Annotated in this window: 14 protein-coding genes; 6 read left to right on the plus strand and 8 right to left on the minus strand. The window is 64.4% G+C overall.

Annotation, left to right across the window (positions count from 1 at the left end; all coding sequences use genetic code 11):
* Positions 1-390 precede the first annotated feature (390 nt).
* Entirely contained in the window at positions 391-1,884 is a 1,494-nt protein-coding gene (locus ABVN19_RS18650; RefSeq protein WP_028944143.1) for an aldehyde dehydrogenase family protein, read from the plus strand.
* Positions 1,885-1,887: 3 nt separating this feature from the next.
* On the opposite strand, the gene ABVN19_RS18655 is transcribed toward ABVN19_RS18650, so the two are convergent.
* The 5 genes from ABVN19_RS18655 to ABVN19_RS18675 all read right to left on the minus strand — a co-directional run bounded on the left by ABVN19_RS18655 (position 1,888) and on the right by ABVN19_RS18675 (position 8,523).
* A complete protein-coding gene (locus tag ABVN19_RS18655) occupies positions 1,888-3,198 on the minus strand; it encodes an FAD-dependent monooxygenase (RefSeq protein ID WP_028944142.1) in 1,311 nt (436 codons plus the stop codon).
* On the minus strand, positions 3,195-3,869 hold the full coding sequence (locus ABVN19_RS18660) for a S8 family serine peptidase (protein ID WP_105641630.1): 675 nt from the start codon (positions 3,867-3,869) through the stop codon (positions 3,195-3,197). The genes ABVN19_RS18655 and ABVN19_RS18660 overlap by 4 nt, the downstream gene beginning before the upstream one ends.
* Positions 3,859-5,580: an ABC transporter ATP-binding protein gene (locus tag ABVN19_RS18665; protein ID WP_105641680.1), complete on the minus strand. Its 1,722-nt coding sequence runs from the start codon at positions 5,578-5,580 to the stop codon at positions 3,859-3,861. Before ABVN19_RS18665 ends, ABVN19_RS18660 begins: the two co-directional genes overlap by 11 nt.
* On the minus strand, positions 5,580-7,487 hold the full coding sequence (locus ABVN19_RS18670) for a sigma-54-dependent Fis family transcriptional regulator (protein WP_028944139.1): 1,908 nt from the start codon (positions 7,485-7,487) through the stop codon (positions 5,580-5,582). Before ABVN19_RS18670 ends, ABVN19_RS18665 begins: the two co-directional genes overlap by 1 nt.
* Before the next feature lie 130 nt (positions 7,488-7,617).
* A complete protein-coding gene (locus tag ABVN19_RS18675; RefSeq protein ID WP_028944138.1) occupies positions 7,618-8,523 on the minus strand; it encodes a LysR substrate-binding domain-containing protein in 906 nt (301 codons plus the stop codon).
* Positions 8,524-8,677: 154 nt separating this feature from the next.
* Here ABVN19_RS18675 and ABVN19_RS18680 point away from each other — a divergent pair, with 154 nt between their 5' ends.
* Genes ABVN19_RS18680 through ABVN19_RS18700 form a run of 5 tightly spaced genes read left to right on the plus strand, consistent with a single transcriptional unit; the run spans position 8,678 to position 12,690 of the window.
* The gene (locus tag ABVN19_RS18680) at positions 8,678-9,802 is read left to right on the plus strand and encodes an FAD-dependent oxidoreductase (RefSeq protein WP_105641631.1); all 1,125 of its coding nucleotides are present in this window, start codon (positions 8,678-8,680) and stop codon (positions 9,800-9,802) included.
* On the plus strand, positions 9,792-10,121 hold the full coding sequence (locus ABVN19_RS18685; RefSeq protein WP_028944136.1) for a (2Fe-2S)-binding protein: 330 nt from the start codon (positions 9,792-9,794) through the stop codon (positions 10,119-10,121). The genes ABVN19_RS18680 and ABVN19_RS18685 overlap by 11 nt, the downstream gene beginning before the upstream one ends.
* Positions 10,111-11,517 (plus strand): NAD(P)/FAD-dependent oxidoreductase, encoded by a 1,407-nt coding sequence (locus tag ABVN19_RS18690; RefSeq protein WP_105641632.1) that lies wholly within the window; start codon positions 10,111-10,113, stop codon positions 11,515-11,517. Before ABVN19_RS18685 ends, ABVN19_RS18690 begins: the two co-directional genes overlap by 11 nt.
* Complete coding sequence (locus ABVN19_RS18695; protein ID WP_105641633.1) at positions 11,514-11,873, plus strand: RidA family protein; 360 nt, start codon at positions 11,514-11,516, stop codon at positions 11,871-11,873. Before ABVN19_RS18690 ends, ABVN19_RS18695 begins: the two co-directional genes overlap by 4 nt.
* 34 nt (positions 11,874-11,907) lie before the next feature.
* Positions 11,908-12,690, plus strand: a complete 783-nt coding sequence (locus ABVN19_RS18700) for a transporter substrate-binding domain-containing protein (protein ID WP_028944133.1) — start codon at positions 11,908-11,910, stop codon at positions 12,688-12,690.
* Positions 12,691-12,708: 18 nt separating this feature from the next.
* On the opposite strand, the gene ABVN19_RS18705 is transcribed toward ABVN19_RS18700, so the two are convergent.
* From ABVN19_RS18705 to ABVN19_RS18715, 3 genes are all read right to left on the minus strand, one after another.
* Positions 12,709-13,293, minus strand: a complete 585-nt coding sequence (locus tag ABVN19_RS18705; protein WP_105641634.1) for an MliC family protein — start codon at positions 13,291-13,293, stop codon at positions 12,709-12,711.
* Positions 13,294-13,367: 74 nt separating this feature from the next.
* Positions 13,368-16,094, minus strand: coding sequence for a LuxR C-terminal-related transcriptional regulator (locus ABVN19_RS18710; RefSeq protein ID WP_105641635.1), 2,727 nt, complete (start codon positions 16,092-16,094; stop codon positions 13,368-13,370).
* Between the two features lie 204 nt (positions 16,095-16,298).
* A complete protein-coding gene (locus ABVN19_RS18715; protein WP_028944130.1) occupies positions 16,299-17,663 on the minus strand; it encodes a DUF1329 domain-containing protein in 1,365 nt (454 codons plus the stop codon).
* Between the last annotated feature and the right edge of the window lie 13 nt (positions 17,664-17,676).

A 17,676-nucleotide genomic window follows, 5' to 3' on the forward strand; every position in this document is an offset into this window, starting at 1 on the left:
GCGCCGGCCGGGAAAGATCAGGCAATGCACGGGCGCCGAAAGCAGCTAGGCAGATCAATACATAATGTGTGCCAACCACTGGAACACGCGATTCCATGGGGTTTGGCGCCGTGCTTGCCAGCCCGAAGCGTTCAATTTCGCGACAGCTGTAACACCCTGAGACTGAAATGCATGGCATTGGGTGTATCGCGGGGCAAGCCCGCTCTCACCCTGTAGGAGCGGCGGTGCGACGTCTCGACTTGCCCCGCGAAATGGCCGTCTCACCCCTGTCTCAGACTGAGACACCCCTCACCCCGGTAATTCCCGGCCAGCCTCGCAAAACCGGGCTCCCAAGACATTGGCACAAGCGTTGCGAACACCCCGCATCACTCAACAACAACGAGGTTCGCCATGTCCGCCCCTGCCCCCCTGCACCCAGCCGTCGAAGCCTTCATCCAACGCAGCCCCAGCATGCTCGTCGGCGCCGACTGGGTTGCCGCCAGCGATGGCGCGACCCTAACCCTGCGCAACCCGGCCAACGGCGAAACCCTCTGCCAGGTCCCGGCTGCGACCCCGACCGATGTCGACCGCGCCGTCCAGGCCGCACGCCAGGCCTTCGACGACTCTGCCTGGAGCCGCACCCGCCCCCGCGAGCGCCAGAACCTGCTGTGGCGCCTGGCCGATCTGCTCGAACGCGATGGCGAAATCCTCGCCCAGCTCGAATGCCTGAACAACGGCAAGAGCGCCGCAGTCGCCCGCGCCATGGACGTGCAACTGGCCATAGACTTTTTGCGCTACATGGCCGGCTGGGCCACCAAGGTCGAAGGCAGCACCGTCGAGGTGTCCATGCCGCTGATGCCCCATGACCAGTTCCACGGTTTTGTACGTCGCGAAGCCGTTGGCGTGGTCGGCGCCATCGTCGCCTGGAACTTCCCCTTGTTGCTGGCCTGCTGGAAACTTGGCCCGGCCCTGGCCACCGGCTGCACCGTGGTCCTCAAGCCTGCCGACGAAACCCCGCTCAGCGCCCTGAAACTTGCCGAGCTGGTACTCGAAGCGGGCTACCCCACAGGGGTGTTCAACGTGGTAACCGGCACCGGCCTGGTCGCCGGCGATGCGCTGACCCGCAACCCCCAGGTCGACAAACTGACCTTCACCGGTTCCACCGCCGTGGGCCAGACCATTGGCAAGATCGCCATGGACTCCATGACCCGGGTCACCCTTGAACTGGGTGGCAAATCGCCGACCATCGTCATGGCCGACGCCGACCTCGCCACCGCTGCTGCAGGGGCCGCCAGCGCGATCTTCTTCAATCAGGGCCAAGTGTGCTGTGCAGGCTCGCGGCTGTATGTTCAGCGCAAGCACTTCGACAATGTGGTCGCCGATATCGCCGGCATCGCCAATGCCATGAAACTGGGCAACGGCCTGGACCCCAGCGTCGAGATGGGCCCGCTGATTTCCGCACGCCAGCAAAAGCGCGTGTACGACTACATCGAGCAAGGCCGCAACAGCGGCGCGACCATTGCCTGTGGTGGCGAGCAGTTCGGCCCCGGCTACTTCGTCAAGCCGACGGTGATTGTCGATGTCGACCAACGCCATCCACTGGTGCAGGAAGAGATCTTCGGCCCGGTGTTGGTGGCCATTCCCTTCGACGACGAAGCCGATGCGCTGCGCATGGCCAACGACAGCCCCTACGGGCTGGGGGCGAGCATCTGGTCGAACAACCTGGCAGCGGTTCACCGCATGATTCCGCGCATCCGCTCAGGCTCGGTGTGGGTCAACTGCCACAGTGCCCTGGACCCGGCGCTGCCCTTTGGCGGCTACAAGATGTCGGGGGTCGGACGCGAGATGGGCGCAGCGGCCATCGAGCACTACACCGAGCTCAAGTCGGTATTGATCAAGCTCTGAAGGTCAAGGCCGGTAGCCCTGACTGAGCAGCCAGCGCCGCACCTGCAGCGCTTGCTCGGGCGCCAGGTCTGCCAGCACCTGCTGCGCCGGCTCATGGCGCAGCCGGCTCACCAACGGCGCCAGCTCGATGCCCTGCACGTGCCAGATACCCAGGGGCTGGTCGGGGCTGGTGACCACCTGCGCGCGGTCTACCAGGCCGTCGCGCAACACCGGAGCCCACTGCACCTGAAGGGCGCCGAAGTCCGGGGCGGGGTGCAGGGGCCGGGCATCGGGCCAGGTGCTCCGTGCCTGCCAGAACGGCTGCTCGGTCCAGCGCTGTTCCTGTGCGTAGAAGTCCCGGCCGATACGCGCAAAGCGCCAGAACAGTTGCTCGACGCGCTGCTGATGAAACTGTTGGGCCAGCGCCGTACGCTCGGGCAGGTTGAGCACGGTATTGATCACGGCCGGCGCCTGCAGAGCAGACGACAGCGATTGGAAAATCCCATTGCCCGACAGCGGATCGACCGCCATCGCCGCATCCCCCACCCTGATCCAGCCATCGCCACAGCTGTGCCGCGACAGGATCGCCGTGCTGCTGCGCGCGTGCAGTTGCAGGTCGTGCTCCTGGTCACTGGCAAAAAAGCGCTGCGCCATCTCAGACGCCTGGCGTCGCCCCCGGCAGTAGTCGATCAAACCGGCTTTATCGGGCAACAGGGTGCTGGCCACGTCCAGGGTCATCTGCCAGTAGCAGCGGCCATCGGCCTGGCGAGCCATCCATACCCAGCCATCGGCAAGGCTTTCGACCGCGCTGGCGGCAGGCCCGGGTTGGCCTTGCCAACGATTGAGCAAACTGAGGGTTTCCGGGCCGCGCCAGGCCTTGCCGGGCAACGCACCATCACGTAGGGGCGCCTGCCGGCCACGAGCCTCGATGATAAAGTCCGCGACCAGGTCAGGAGCCCCTTCCAGCGCCACGAAGGAGCGCTGGGCGTCGCGCTGGACCGCCAGCACCCGCGCCTCGATCAGGGCGACGCCTGCGGTGTGCAGGTCATCGCGCAGCCCTTGATCGAAGGTGGGTCGGTCGAGCAAAAACTCATGATTGCGCGCAGCACTGTCGCCGTTCCAGTTCACCTGCCGCAATGAAGGTTCGCTGGCGCATCGCAACGCCTTTTCCAGGCCAGCAGCGCGCAAGCCTTCAAGCACCCGCTGCGACACCCCTTCCAAGGCCGCGAAGCGCCGCCACTCACTGACGATGCACACGTCATGGCCCAGCTTGCGCAAACCCAGCGCCACCGCCGCCCCCGCTGGACCCGCGCCCAGAATCACGACCTGGCTCATGGCCCGCGCCTGCGTTCGACACCCCGGTAATGGGCGTTTTCCTGAAGCCAAACGAGCACCTCGGCATTGCTTGCCGTCGGCTGCTGCTGCAGGTACGCCGCGAGATGCCCGCTGAGTGCCGCGCAACCAAGGCTGGCACCGGAAAGTCGCGCATCGGCGCTGCGCACACAGGCAGCAAAACACGCCTGGGGCGAGTCCAGCCATGTCCACTGCCCGGCGTCGCAGCGGGCATCACCGGTCACTGCCAGCACGCCAGGATAGGCGGCCGGATACACCGGCGCCCCCTGGGCCGGGCTTGAGGCACAGACCAGCACCCCGGCCTCGACCGCCGCCTGACACGCCTGGCTCAGTGCCGGGCGGTCTTCGCGCAGCCCCAGGCTGAGATTGATCACGCGCACCTCGCAGCCGAGCAGCCAATCAATCGCCGCCGCCACCTGCAAGGCAGTGGTGACCCCGCGCTGGTCGAATACCTGGGCAACACACAAGCGCGCTTCACCCGCCCGCGAGGTGATCGCCTCGGCCACCGCCGAGCCATGCCCCAGGGCATCCTCGAGCAACTCACCTTGTTGTACGCCAAGGCCTGCCAGCTCAAACCTGCACGCTGATGCAACCTGCCCAGGCGCCAGGCCATGGCCGCTGTCGACCATACCAATGCGCAGCTCAGGCTTCATGGGGCTGCTCCCATCGCTCGCGCAACTTCCCGTCGTGCAACGCCAGGCGCAGGTCGGCATCGGCCAGAGTCGAGGGCCGATGACTGATCAAGATGCGGGTGCGGGTGCTGAACAGCACGTCGATGGCGGCGATGACTTCCCGTTCGGTGCGTTCGTCCACCGCCGAGGTGGCTTCATCGAGCACCAGAATGAGCGGGTCCTGGAGCAGCGCCCGGGCAATGGCAATGCGTTGCTTCTGCCCGCCCGACAACTGCTGGCCCCGCTCGCCCAGCGGACTGTCCAGGCCTTCGGGCAACGATGCGATCAGGCTGTCCAGCTGTGCCAGGCGGGCCACTGCGGTTATCGCTTCGCGCGTGGCGTCGGGCGCGCTGTAGGCCAGGTTGTCGGCCAGGCTGCCGCGAAACAGCACGATATCCTGGCTGACCACCGCCACACGCCGGCGCAGTTCAAACAGATCCAGTTCGCGCAGGTCGACGCCACCGAGCAGGATGCGCCCGGCCTGGGGGTCGTAGAAACGTTGCAGCAAGTCGATCAGGGTCGACTTGCCCACCCCCGAGGCGCCACTCAAGGCCACCTTGCAACCGTGGGGAATGCTCGCCTGTACCTCGCACAACAGCGCCGGGCGCCCCGGATGCGCAAAGCTCACGCCCTGCAACTGCAAGTCCCCCATGGAAGGCATCGGCTGCGACTGCACAGGGCTGGTCACCTCCGGCAACTCACCACGCAGCTCCATGACCCGCCCCAGGCTGACACTCATGCGTTGCATCGCCACATACAGGCCCAGCAGGCTCTGCACTGGCCCCACGGCCATGCCCAGGTAGGTCGAGAACGCGATCAGGGCGCCCAGTTGCCAGGTGCCCTGCACCACCCAATAGCCGCCGACCAGAAAGGCACAGGCGCGTGACAGCGAGGTCAGGGTGCCAGGCACCGCCTGGGTGAAAAACTCGGTGACCTGCACCCGTAGCAACTGGTTCATGTAGCCCTGGCCCAGGCCGTCCAGGCGCCGTGCCTCACGCTGCTGCTGGCCGGCGGACTGGATGAACTTCATCGCCGGCAGCGTCTCGACCAGGAACGACGACACATCCGCCGACTTCTCGCGCAGTTGCCGCACTTCGCGCTCGACCTTGCGGCGCATCCAGCGCAGCCACAGCACATCCAGCGGAATCAGCACCAGCGCCAGTAGCGACAGCTTCCACGACAACGCCAGGAGCATCGCCAGGGCGCACACCAGGCCGATCACACTGGAAACGGCGGAGAACAGCGAGTCGACGGCAAAGCGCTGGATCTCGGCGACATCGCCATCGAGCCGCGACATCAGGTCACCGATGCGGCGCTTGCCATAGAAGGTCGGAGACAGGCCCTGCAGGTGACGGTAGATCTCGTCGCGCAGGGCAAACAGGATACGCCCGGACAGGCGCGTATGCAGGTAGCGGTTCAGGCCCGACAGCAGCGTGCCGAGAATACCGGCCAGCACCATCAGCCCGGCGATCAGCGCCAGGGTCGGAAAGTTGCGCGCCAGCAGGCCGTCATCGATCAGCAGCTTGGTCAACCAGGGCTGCACCAGCACCAGCAAGGTCGCGCACAGTGACAACCCCAGCAGCCCGGCGATGGCCAGGCGCTGCGGGCGGATGAAACCGTACAACCAGCGCAGCGCTGCATCCAGCGCTGGTGGGTCCGGGTGATCGATCAGCCGGGCAAGCAGGCGCTGGATCAAGGCTGCACCTGCTTGAGTTTGCGGTACAGGGTTGCGCGGCTGACACCCAGCGCCTGGGCCGCCGCGCTGACATTGCCGCCATGGCGCTCCATGGCCTGGCGGATCAGCGCCAACTGCGAATCACGCATGCGTCCTCCGCCACTGGGCGGCATGCTGCCGCGCAGCTCGTCAAGCAGGTTATCGGGCAAATGCATCAGGTCCAGCTCCTGCTCGCCGGGTTCACGCATGGCCAGCAGCAGGCGCAAGGTCATCTCCAGTTGGCGGATGTTGCCCGGCCAGTGATAGGCGGCAAACACGCTGCTCAGCTCGCTTGATACCTGCACGCCCTCACCGCCCAGGCGGTCCAGCAGGCTGCGGATCAAGGCCGGCAGATCTTCGCGCTCGCGCAGGGCTGGCAATTGCACGCTGATGCCGTGGATGCGGTAGTAAAGGTCCTCGCGAAACTGCTGGGACTGGACCTGGGCCTTGAGGTCACGGTGAGTGGCACAGATCAAGGCGATGTCCAGATCCTGCTCCTGGCCGGCGCCCAGCGGCGCTACTTTGCGCTCCTGCAGCACCCGCAACAGACGGGCTTGCAGCGCCAGCGGCATATCGCCGACTTCGTCGAGAAACAGCGTGCCGCCGTGGGCCTGCTGCAGGCGTCCGACCATGCCGCCGCGGCGCGAGCCGGTGAAGGCGCCTTCGCGGTAGCCGAACAGCTCGGACTCGATCAGGCCTTCGGGAATCGCCGCACAGTTCACTGCGACGAAGGGTTTGCTGGCACGGGCGCTGTCTTGATGCAGGGCACGGGCGACGACTTCCTTGCCGCTGCCGGTCTCACCCAGCAACACCACCGGCAGGCCGTTGGCCAAGCCCTGGCGGGCCATGCGCAGGGCGCGCGCATGGCGGCTGTTGCCGGCACCGAGGCGCTCAAGGTCCGGATGCTGAGTGAGCGCCCGCGAGGACTGTAGCGCAGGAACACTGACGCTCAGGGGCCGCTGCGGCACCTGCAGGGTTTTGTAGAAAAAGCCACCTTTGGCGGTCTCGACATGCTCGACCTTGCCCTGCTGCAGGCGCGCCAGCCATTGCTCCAGGCGCATGCCGAGCAGGCCGTCGCAACGTTGGCCGATGAGGTTGTCGCGAGGGCTTGCCAGCAACTGGCAGGCCTGGTTGCTGGCCGCCACGATGCGCCCGTCCATGCCCAGCGCCAGCAGGCCCTGCCACGGTGAATCGAGGTAGTGCCGGCGGCTGTGGAAGGCCAGCACGATCTGTTCGGGGTAGCTGTTGTTGAACAGCTTGCCTTCGATCTGGCTCACCGCCAGGGCCAGCAGCGCAGTACGGTCGTGCAGGCGGCCAAGCGGTCCCTCGCGGGTAAGGTCGAGCACACCGAACAGCTCACCCTGCGGGCAGTGGATCGGTACTGAGGTGCAAGAGTAGTCCGCGAGGCGTTCGAGGAAGTGTTCACCGCAATCGATCTGCACCGTGCGCGCTTCCACCAGCGCGGTGCCCAGCGCATTGGTACCGCGCTCGGCTTCGCTCCAGCAGGTGCCGGGGGCAATGCCCGCCTGGCTGCTGGTGCGCAGGGTGTCTGCCGTGCCTTCGACGGCGAGAATGGTGGCGTCGGCGTTGGCCAGGATGATCAGGCCATCGTCGCCCTGGCGGCCGCGCAGGTAGTCGAGCTCGGCAGTGGCGGCATCGAGCAGCAGCCGGTTGCGGGCCAGCAGCAGGTCGAGGCTGGCCGCAGAAGCGAGGCTGACCTCGTTGCGGCTGTGCACGCCCACTCCATGGTCGAGGCTGCGTCGCCACGACGCATCGATTTCGGCCCGCAGCACCCCTTCGGGTACCTGTCCGTCTACCGAGAGCATTTCCCGGGCCAGGCGCGTGCTGGGCGGCAATGCATTTGTTGTTGTTTTTAGTGTGCTCATCGGCGGCTCCCGCTCGGTGTCCCGATATAAGCAAGTACCACACCAACAATGCGTCGGTGGGCTAGCGGTTGCCTTTCCTTTTACGTCAAGGGTGGGAAAGCTGCAATCACCGCGTATCGCGGCTGTGTGCCTACAACCGATAGGCCGCTGGCACCTGCTGCTCGACAAAGTCGTGCAAGTGCTCAATGAAACGTGCAAGCAACCGCGACGAAGGAACCTGCGCAGGCAGCAGTAACGTGAAATCCATTTCTACTGTGGGCTCAAACGGCAGGAACACTACACCGGCCCCGGCGAACTCCAATGCACTGATGGCATCGATCAGGGCCACGCCTTGCCCATTGGCGACAAAGTTGCACATCGGCAGCGAGAGTTGGGTTTCCACGCGCAAGTCACGGGTCACGCCATGGGCGGCGAAAATGGCATCGATGTATTGGCGCGAGGCGATATTGCTCGGATACGACACAAACGCCTCGCCTTCCAGGTCTTCGGGAACCACCTTCGATTGTTCCTGCAATCGGTGCCCCGCCGGCAGCGCACACAACAGCGGCGAGCGGAACAAACGCTCTCCCCGGGGCCCCAGGTAACTATCGGGTTCGGCGATCATGCCCAGGTCGCAGCGCTGCCCCATCAAGCGGTCGACCACCTCCCGGGAGGCCAGCACTTCAAGCGTGATCTGCACCTGTTCGTGCTCGGCCAGAAATGCACAGATGGCCCGTGGCAGAAAGGAAAGACCCAGGGCTGGCGCACAGGCGATATGCAGCGAGCCGCGCTTGAGGCCCACGATCTCCTTTGCAGTGCGGGCGATACGCTCCACGCCCAGCAACGAGCGCTGCACTTCCTCGAACAACACATGCGCCTCGGCAGTCGGGTGCAAGCGTCCCTTGACCCGATCGAACAAGGTCAGCCCGATGTCCTCCTCCAGCGCTGCAATCAAACGTGTGGCTGCCGGTTGGGAGATGTGCAGCATCTCGGCGGCGCGGGTAACGGTCTGGCCAAGCATCACGGCGCGGAAGGCTTCGAGGTGGCGAAGATTCATGGAAAAAACCATAACCAAAAAACATGGATGACAGAAAACAAAGCATTTTTAAAGCCTGAGCCACCAGCCTAGCATCGGCTCCATATCAATCATAAGCCCATTTTCATTGGTGATTCAGACCACCACGCAGCGGATCTGGGCAGGGCATCACACTATGCAAAGCTCACAAACCATCGTTCTTGGCGCCGGCCTCGTAGGCATGGCCGTGGCCTATGGCCTCGCACGGCAAGGGCATGCGGTGACCGTCCTGGATGAAGGCGACCAGGCCTTTCGTGCCTCGCGTGGCAACTTCGGCCTGTTGTGGGTACAAAGCAAAGGTTTTCGCATGCTTCCCTATGCCCGATGGACCCGTCGTTCAGCAGCGTTATGGCCCGAGTTTGCGCGGATGCTGGCGGTCGATAGCGGCATCGACGTGCAACTTCGCCAGCCTGGTGGTTTTCAGTTGTGCCTTTCCACTGACGAGCTCAAACAGGAGCTGGCACGACTGGAATGGCTGCGTGATGCCCAACAGGGTGACTACCCCTTTGAATGCCTGGAAGGGGCACAGTTGCGTCAGCGCTTGCCTGGCGTTGGCGATGCGGTGGTAGGCGCCTGCTACTCGCCATTGGATGGCCACGTCAATCCGCTCAAGCTACTGCATGCCTTGCATGTGGCCTGCCAGCAACGGGGCGTGAAAGTGAGCAATGGTTGCCGGATCGATGCCATCGGCCAGCACAGCGGCGGTTTCGAGTTGGCCGCCGGCGGCCAGCGCTGGCGCTGCAAGCAGTTGGTGCTGGCGGCAGGCCTGGGCAATCGAACACTGGGGGCGCAACTGGGTCATGAGGTTCCCCTGGGTACAACACGCGGCCAGATACTCGTTAGCGAACGGTTGCAGCCGTTTCTGCATTTTCCCACCAGCACCGTGCGCCAGACCGACGAAGGTACCGTGCAATTGGGCGACTCCGCCGAGTCCGTGGGGCTGAACGACAGCACCAGCGTGCCGGTAATGGCCGACATCGCCCGGCGCGCCGTGCAGTCGTTTCCATGCCTGGCCAATGTGCGCCTGGTGCGCGCATGGGGCGCCCTGCGGGTACTGACGCCAGATGGCGCGCCCATTTATGAAGCCTTGGGCTGCGCACCTGGCGCCTGGGTGGTGTCCTGCCACAGCGGGGTGACCCTGGCCGCCGCCCACGCCTTGAGCCTGGCACGCCATATAGCGGAGCAGTCACCCACTGCCGAACTGGCACCGTTCTCCTTGCAGCGCTTCGATCAGCAAAGCGAATTCAACTATGCCCACTGAACCGTTGTTCCGGCCTTTGTCTGTGGACATAGCCACCGTACAAATCTGCTTCGATGACCAACCGCTGCAGGTACCGGCCGGGGTATCGCTGGCTGCTGCGCTGCTCGCCAGCGGGGTACGCCAAAGCCGCAGCACACCGATCAGCGGCAGTGCGCGAGCGCCGTTCTGCATGATGGGGGTGTGCTTTGAATGCCTGGTCCAGATCGATGGCGCTCCCAACTGCCAAGCCTGCCTGACGCCGGTACGCCCCGGTATGCAGGTGTATAGCCAACGGGGTGCGCGTCGTGCCGACCCACAGGGAGACGAGCATGGACGCTGAGTGCTACGACCTGGTGATCATCGGCGCAGGCCCCGCCGGCATGGCTGCTGCCATCGAAGCCTGCAGCCATGGCTTGCGCGTGGCCGTGCTGGACGAGCAGGCCAGCCCCGGTGGACAGATCTATCGCAACGTTCTGCACACCGATGCACAGCGTGCCGCCATTCTCGGTCCGGACTACATGGCCGGGCAGGCATTGGTTGACGCCTTTCTGGCCAGCCCCGCCCACTACATTGCCGAAGCAGCCGTGTGGCAGGTGAGCGCCGAAAAAGCCGTGCACTTTCTCAACAAAGGCGAGGCCAAGGTGATACAGGGCCGCGCCCTGCTGTTGGCCACCGGCGCCTATGAGCGCCCCACGCCCATCCCGGGCTGGACGCTACCCGGCGTGATGACCGCAGGTGCCGGGCAGATCTTGCTCAAAAGCGCTGCACTCCTGCCCAATGGCCCCGTGGTGCTGGCCGGCTGCGGCCCGCTGCTGTACCTGCTGGCGGTCCAGTACCTGCAAGCCGGCATCCGTCCAGCGGCCGTGGTCGATACCAGCGGCTACAGCGACCTGCTGCGTGGCGCGGCTCATCTGCCAGGGATCCTGCGGGGATGGCGGGACCTGGGCAAAGGCCTGGACTTGCTTGGCACGTTACGGCGCCTGCAGATTCCGCACTATCGCGCTGCCCGCGACCTGTACATCGAAGGTGAATCCCAGGCCCGGGCCTTGTGCTTTACCCGTAACGGCCACCTGCACCGCGTACCCGCCACACTGATATTGCTGCACCAGGGCGTAGTACCCAACACCCAGATCAGTAGCGCCCTGAGACTGGACCACGACTGGGACAAAGCCCAGCACTGCTGGACAGCCCGGCGTAACCGCTGGGGCGAAACCAGCCTGGCAGGTGTGTTCATCGCCGGCGACGGGAGCCGCATCGGCGGTGCGTTGGCGGCCCAGCAACAAGGTCGTCTGGCCGCCCTGGCCATCGCCCGCCAGACAGACTCGATCGAACCCCAGCAGTGGACAGAACGTGAACGCGATTGCCGCAAGCGTCTGGCCCGGCATCTGGCCCTTCGTCCGCTGCTCGACAGCCTGTACCCACCAAGCCCGCAATGCCGGGCGCCCAACGACGACGTGATCATCTGCCGCTGCGAAGAGGTACGCGCCAAAGACATCCGCGCCATGGTCGCCCTGGGCTGTCTTGGGCCCAACCAGACCAAGGCGTTCAGCCGCTGCGGCATGGGCCCTTGCCAAGGCCGGATGTGCGGTTTGAGCGTCACCGAACTGATCGCCAGCGAACGCCGGGTAACGCCGGAACACGTGGGTTACTACCGTATCCGCCCGCCGCTCAAGCCCATCACGCTGGCGCAATTGGCCAGTGAAACACCACATACCCATCGCCTGGAGGCACCATGAGTACCCTTGAACATTTCGACAGCAACCCACGCCTGAGCCGAGTGGTGGTGCACAACGACCTGGCCTGGCTCAGTGGCATCGTCGCGGCCGATTGCAGCCAGTGCATCGAAGGCCAGACCCGCCAGATCCTGCAACGCCTCGATCAGTTGCTCGCCGATGTCGGCAGCAGCCGTGAGCGCCTGCTCAGCGTGCAACTGTGGATGAGCGACATGAAAGCCGACTTCGCCACGATGAATACGGTATGGACCGACTGGCTGAACGGTGCTGCGGCCCCCGCCCGCGCCACGGGCCAGGTGGTGTTCGACGACCCCGCCATTCGTCTGGAACTGATCGCCACCGCCGCATGCCAGGCCTGAACGGCTACTCCTTTACCTGATGCTGGAGCTGATCATGAAAACAACAACACTGCTCACCCGTCTGGCCCTCTCCACCCTGCTGGGGCTATCGCTCGCAGCCCATGCCGAGCAAGAAAGCCTGCGCCTGGGTATCGAGGCGTCTTATCCGCCGTTTGCCTACAAGTCTCAGAACAATGAACTACAAGGTTTTGACTACGACATCGGCGAGGCGCTGTGTGCGCAAATGAAGGTCAGTTGCCAGTGGAAGGAAATCGAATTCGACGGCCTGATCCCGTCGCTCAAAGTACGCAAGATCGATGCGGCGATCTCCTCGGTCTCGATCACCGATGAGCGCAAGCGCTCGGTGGACTTCACCCACAGCTATTACCGCATCCCGGCCAAACTGGTAACGCGTCAGGGCAACGGTATCGAGCAAATCCCGCAACAACTGAACGGCAAACGGGTAGGCGTACAACGCGGGACCAACTTCGATCGTTATGCCACTGAGCAATTTGCCCCGTTGGGTGCCGAAATCGTGCGCTATGGCACCCAGAACGAAGTATTCCTCGACTTGCTGGCCGGGCGACTGGATGCCTCGCTTGCAGGCATGGTGGCCATTGAAGAAGGGCTGTTCAAACAGGCCGAGGGCGCGGCGTTCCATTTTGTCGGCCCCGACTACAGCGAAGAGCGTTACTTCGGCTACGGTGCCGGCATGGCCGTGCGCAAGAACGACCCCTTGGGGCAACGCCTGAACGATGCCCTGGCGGCGATCAAGGCCAATGGCACGTATGACAGCATCCGCAAGAAGTACTTCAGTATCGATATTTCAGGCAATTGAGCCTCGCAGGCTGCGCATTCACTGCGCAGCCCGGCAGGTCAGCTCCTGGCCATACCACTTCACCTTGGCTTCGCCCTGGTGCTCCCAGAACTCGACGCCTTCACGGGCATACTTGCTGCCGCTGGCCGCGCGCTGGGCAATGGCGATGGTCTGGTCGTCGCCGTAGGTCAGTACGGCGGCCTGCGGATCGAGCTGGTTGTAGAACACGGCGGTAAAGGGCTTGTCGTTGTCATCGCACTCGAACTCGACCGCCGCCGGTACCTGCACCGATCCGGACTTGATCTGCAACTCGACCAGCCGCGTCTGGTACTCCTCGCGCACACAGGCTTCGGCATTGGTGGCTTTCCAGCATTCGTCACGGCCCTTGATCCAGCCGCGCTGGGTGGCCTTGAGCAGCTTTTGCGAATCACTGTCGGCCTGACCCAGGGCTTTTTTGAAGACGACTGCCAGGTCGCGGTCCAGCTTGCTCAGTTCCGGGCTCTGGCACACCTTCAGTTCCATGCCCTGGGCCTTGTCGCAGGAGAACGAAGGTCCGTCCGCCGCCAAGGCCGCCGCGGCCGACAACAAACCGATCAACAGCACCGAGGTGCGTGTGGCCAACATGGGCAAAGCCTCCATCAGGGAAATATCTGCCAGAGAGTACAGCAGATATCCACAGGGCAGGTGCCGGTTAGCCGTCAGCTCAACAGGCCCAAGGCCTTGGCACGGGCCACGGCCTGGGTGCGCCGTTCGACCCCCAGCTTGCTGTTGATATGGCTGGCGTGGGTTTTGACGGTGTGCAGCGAGATGAACAGGCGCTCGCTGATTTCCTGGTTCGAGCAACCCTGGGCGATAAGTTCCAGCACCGCCGTTTCCCGGGCGCTCAAGGCCTCGCAGGTGGCAGTCGTGGCGGTTTCCGCGGCCTGCAGGGCCGGCAGCAAGGCGAGCAAGCCGGCCTGCGCCGCACTGGCAGGTTGCGCCAACAGTTGCTCGCGCAGCCACAGCGGGTGTTCGTGCAGCAAGCGCTGGAAGGGTTGCAGGACGCCGCCACGTGCCGCGTCGAGGCTCAATACCAGCAGGTCGCGGGCCTGGTCTTCGCTGTTGTTTGCCAGCAGCAGCCCGATCCACTGGCACAAGGCGGTGACGCACAGCAACTGTCCGCCACTGGCCTGACCGCGTTCCACCAGCGCCTGCAAACGTCGCCCGGATGGCTCCAGACGCCCCTGAGTGCGCTCAAGCAGGGCTTGCTGCAGTTCGATGTGCAAGGGCAGCAACGGATGGAACTCCGGCGCCGAAGCCGCTTGCTGGCCGCCGTAGGTCTGGCCCAGGCGCAGCAGCCAGGACTCGGCGAGGTCGGTACGGCCCTGGGCCAGCCAGAGCTCACATTTGACCAGGGTAATCATCGCCAGATAGAACACTGGCGGCACATCCCAGATGTGCATCAGCCGCTCGGCCTCGGCCAGTTCGGCGAACGCTTCGGCAAAGCGCCCTTCACGCCCGTCCAGCGAGGCGATCACGCAGTGGCCGATCAGCACACTGATGTCGCGGCAGGCCCGCGCCTCGACCAGGCCGGCGCGCAGGCGGTTGCGCCCGGCCTCCGGTTGCAGGCGGGCGGCCAGCAGGTAGCCCTCGTACAAGGTCAGTCGCGCCCGCACCGCATACAGGCGTTGCGCCGACAGCCCCTGCAAGCGCTGCAGGCCCTGGCGCACTTCATCCTGGGCGCGCACTACCTCGCCACGGGCGTGCAGCACCCGCGCCCGGTCGTAATGGGCCAGGGCCTCGAACAGCGGGTTGCCAACGCGCTGTGCCAGCTCCAGGGCCTCGCGGTTCCAGCCCCTGGCACGCCAGAAATCACCATCGGCAATGGCCAGGTTGGACAGCGTCGACAGGCACACCAGTCGCTGGCCATAACGCTTATGCGGCAGGCTGTGCAGCGCTTCGCTGCAATAGGCCAGGGTGGCCTCGCGATCGCCGCGCCCACGGGCAATCACGCCACTGAGCGCCAGCCACTGCGCCAGCATGGATTTTTGTGCCGTCGCCGACGGCGCCGGCAGGAACCGGCTCAGATGGCTGGCCAGCTCTTCGGCAGCATCCAGTTGCCCGGCCAGGCCCAGGGCCCAGCTGTACAGGACGATCAGGCGCGGTGTGCTGATCAGCAGGCTGTCGGGCAGGTCCATCTTCCAGCGCAGCAGCATGCCCACGTTCTGCTCGGCCAGCAGTTGCTCCTCGGACAGGTTCTGCACCAGGTTGGCGGCAACATCCAAGTGCCCCGCCCGCAGGGCCTGCTCTACTGCTTCATCGAGCAAACCCTGGCCATGGAACCAGCGGCAGGCGCGCAGGTGCAGGCTCGACAACGGCAGGCTGGTCTGGCGACTGCGCAGCAGATCGGAAAACAGGTGGTGATAGCGGAACCAGCGCCCATGCTCGTCCAGCGGCACCAGGAACACTTGGTGCGCTTGCAGGTAACGAATGATCTCGGCGCTGTCATGGCTTTCGCGCAGGGCATCACACAGCTCGCTGCAGAAGCGCTCCTGGCAGGCGGTGTCGTTCAGGAAGCCCTGGACTTCGGGTGGCAGGATGTCGATCACCTCTTCGAGCAGGTAGTCGCGAATCAGTCCTTCACCGCCATGCAGTGCCTGGGGCAATGCGCTGTCGGCCCCCGATTCGCTGGTCGCCAGTTGCCAGAAGCGCAAGCCGGCCACCCAGCCATCGCTGCGCTGGATCAGGTTGTCCAGCGCCTGGCCGCGCAGGGCCGTGGGTTGTTGACCGAGCACCGCCAACGACTCGTCCGGGGTCAGGCGCAGGTCTTGTTCGTTGAGCTCCAGCAGTTGGCGCGACAGGCGCAAGCGGGCCAGGTGCCAGTCCGGGCGCTGGCGGCTGGTGACCAGCAACACCAGGCCCGGCGGCAGGTGATTGAGAAAAAACTGCAGGCAGCGATCAAGCACCGGGCCCTGGGCCAGGTGATAGTCGTCCAGTACCAACAGCAAGGGATTGTGCGGTTGCAGGTGGCGGGCCAGTTCGTCGAGCAGGCCGTCGAGCCACTCCTCGAAGGCGAAGGGTTGGTGGCGCTGGCGCATCTTGAGCAGGCCCAGGGCCTGATTGCCCACCGCCGGGCAATACTGCTGAAGGCCTTCGAGCAACCGTTCGAGGAAACGCCCCGGATCGCTGTCCCGCCGGCTCAGGCCCAGCCACAGGCTGCTCCAGTGGTTGGGCAGGCCCTGGCAGAACTCCACCGCCAGCGAGCTCTTGCCGAAACCGGCCGGCGCATTGACCAGCAACAGCCGCCCGCCCAGCCCGGACTGCAGACGCTGGCACAATCGCGCCCGCGGCACATGCCCGTCAGGCAGTGGCGGGCGATAGAAACGCCCTTCCAGGGCACTCATGGCCTGGCTGGAGAACCCTTGCGTACGGGACAGATCAGTCATCGCCGGCTCGTTTTAGTTAGGGAATCTTCGGCAGTACGGGTCAGGGCAGACTAGCGGTTATAACGACGCATTTGAAGATGATTGCCCCTCATTGCAGAAAAAAGACTACATCAACGAACGACATTGTTTATTTCAGCATGTGACACAAACAGAAACGCCCCGGCAAGCCGGGGCGTTCTGGGAGATCACACGGAGGTTTGAAGCTTAGCGCACACCTTCCTGGCGAAGCGCTGCGGGCTGGAAGTCACTGAGGGTGGCCGTGAAACCGAAGTCATACGCCCGTTTTTCCTCGTTCTTCATGCCCAGTGCCAAGTAGCGACCCGACTGCAGGTCGTAGATGGCTTCCAGGGTGTACCACGGCACCTGGACGTTGTAATAGTCCTGGGAGTGGGCCTCGGAAACGCGCCACAGTTGGTTGCGACCGTCATACTGGTCGATCACTGCAGCCTGCCAGGTGTCTTCGTCGATGTAGAAGTCACGCTTGGCGTAGATATGACGCTGGCCTGGCTTGAGGGTTGCTACCACGTGCCAGACACGGCGCAGCTCGTAGCGGCTCAGGTCCTGGTTGATGTGACCGGGCTTGATGATGTCCGCATACTTGAGCTTTGGATCGTCGAGCTTGTAGCTGTTGGAGGCGATGTACATCTCCTTCTTGCCTTCCAGTTTCCAGTCGTAACGGTCTGGCGCGCCGTTGAACATGTCCAGGTTGTCGGAGGTACGCAGGCCGTCGGCCGCGGTACCCGGACCATCGTAGGACACTTGCGGGGCCTGGCGTACACGACGCTGGCCGGCGTTGTAGACCCACGCCTTGCGCGGTTCCTTGACCTGGTCGAGGGTCTCGTGGACCAGCAGTACGGTACCGGCCAGGCGCGCTGGCGCCGTCACCTTCTGCTTGAAGTAGAACAGCACGTTGCCAGGGTTGGCCGGGTCGTAGCCCTTGATGCGGTCACGGAAGACGAACTGGTCCTGGAAGTACACCAGGCTGAACGAGCCGTTCTGCTGTGGCGTGGCCTGGGTCACCAGGCGGGTCACGCTGCCGCCGCGGTAACGGGTGATGTGGTTCCAGATCACCTCGACACCGTCCTTGGGAATCGGGAACGGCACGGCAGTGTCGAAGTTCTCCAGGCCGTTGCCACCGGCTACCAGCTTGGTGGTGGTGGCGTTCTTCTTGATCGCGGCGAACACTTCATCCGGCACTGTGGAGCCACGATGGGTCGGGTACACCGGGATCTTGTAGGTGTCCGGGTAGCGCTTGAACATCGCGACCTGGCCAGGGGACAGTTTGTCCTTGTACTGGTCGACGTTCTGCGCCGTGATGGTGTACAGCGGCTTCTCGTTGGCATAGGGGTCAGCCAGGAAGCCCTTGGCATCGACCGCGCCCGCCGTCTTGCCCAGCGGTTTCCAGGCGCTGATCGAACCATCGGCGTTACCGGCCTTTTCAGCACCCATCGGGGTCAGCGTGCTACCCAGCTTGGCCGCCTCGTCGGCGGACACCGCCGCCATGACGCTGGTGGCCAGCAGCGACAAACCCAATACACCGGCTTGCAGCAGATTCTTGGTCATTTTCATATTCATGCTCGTC

It is taken from the genome of Pseudomonas vranovensis (genome assembly GCF_040438935.1).
Taxonomy (GTDB): Bacteria; Pseudomonadota; Gammaproteobacteria; order Pseudomonadales; family Pseudomonadaceae; genus Aquipseudomonas; species Aquipseudomonas vranovensis.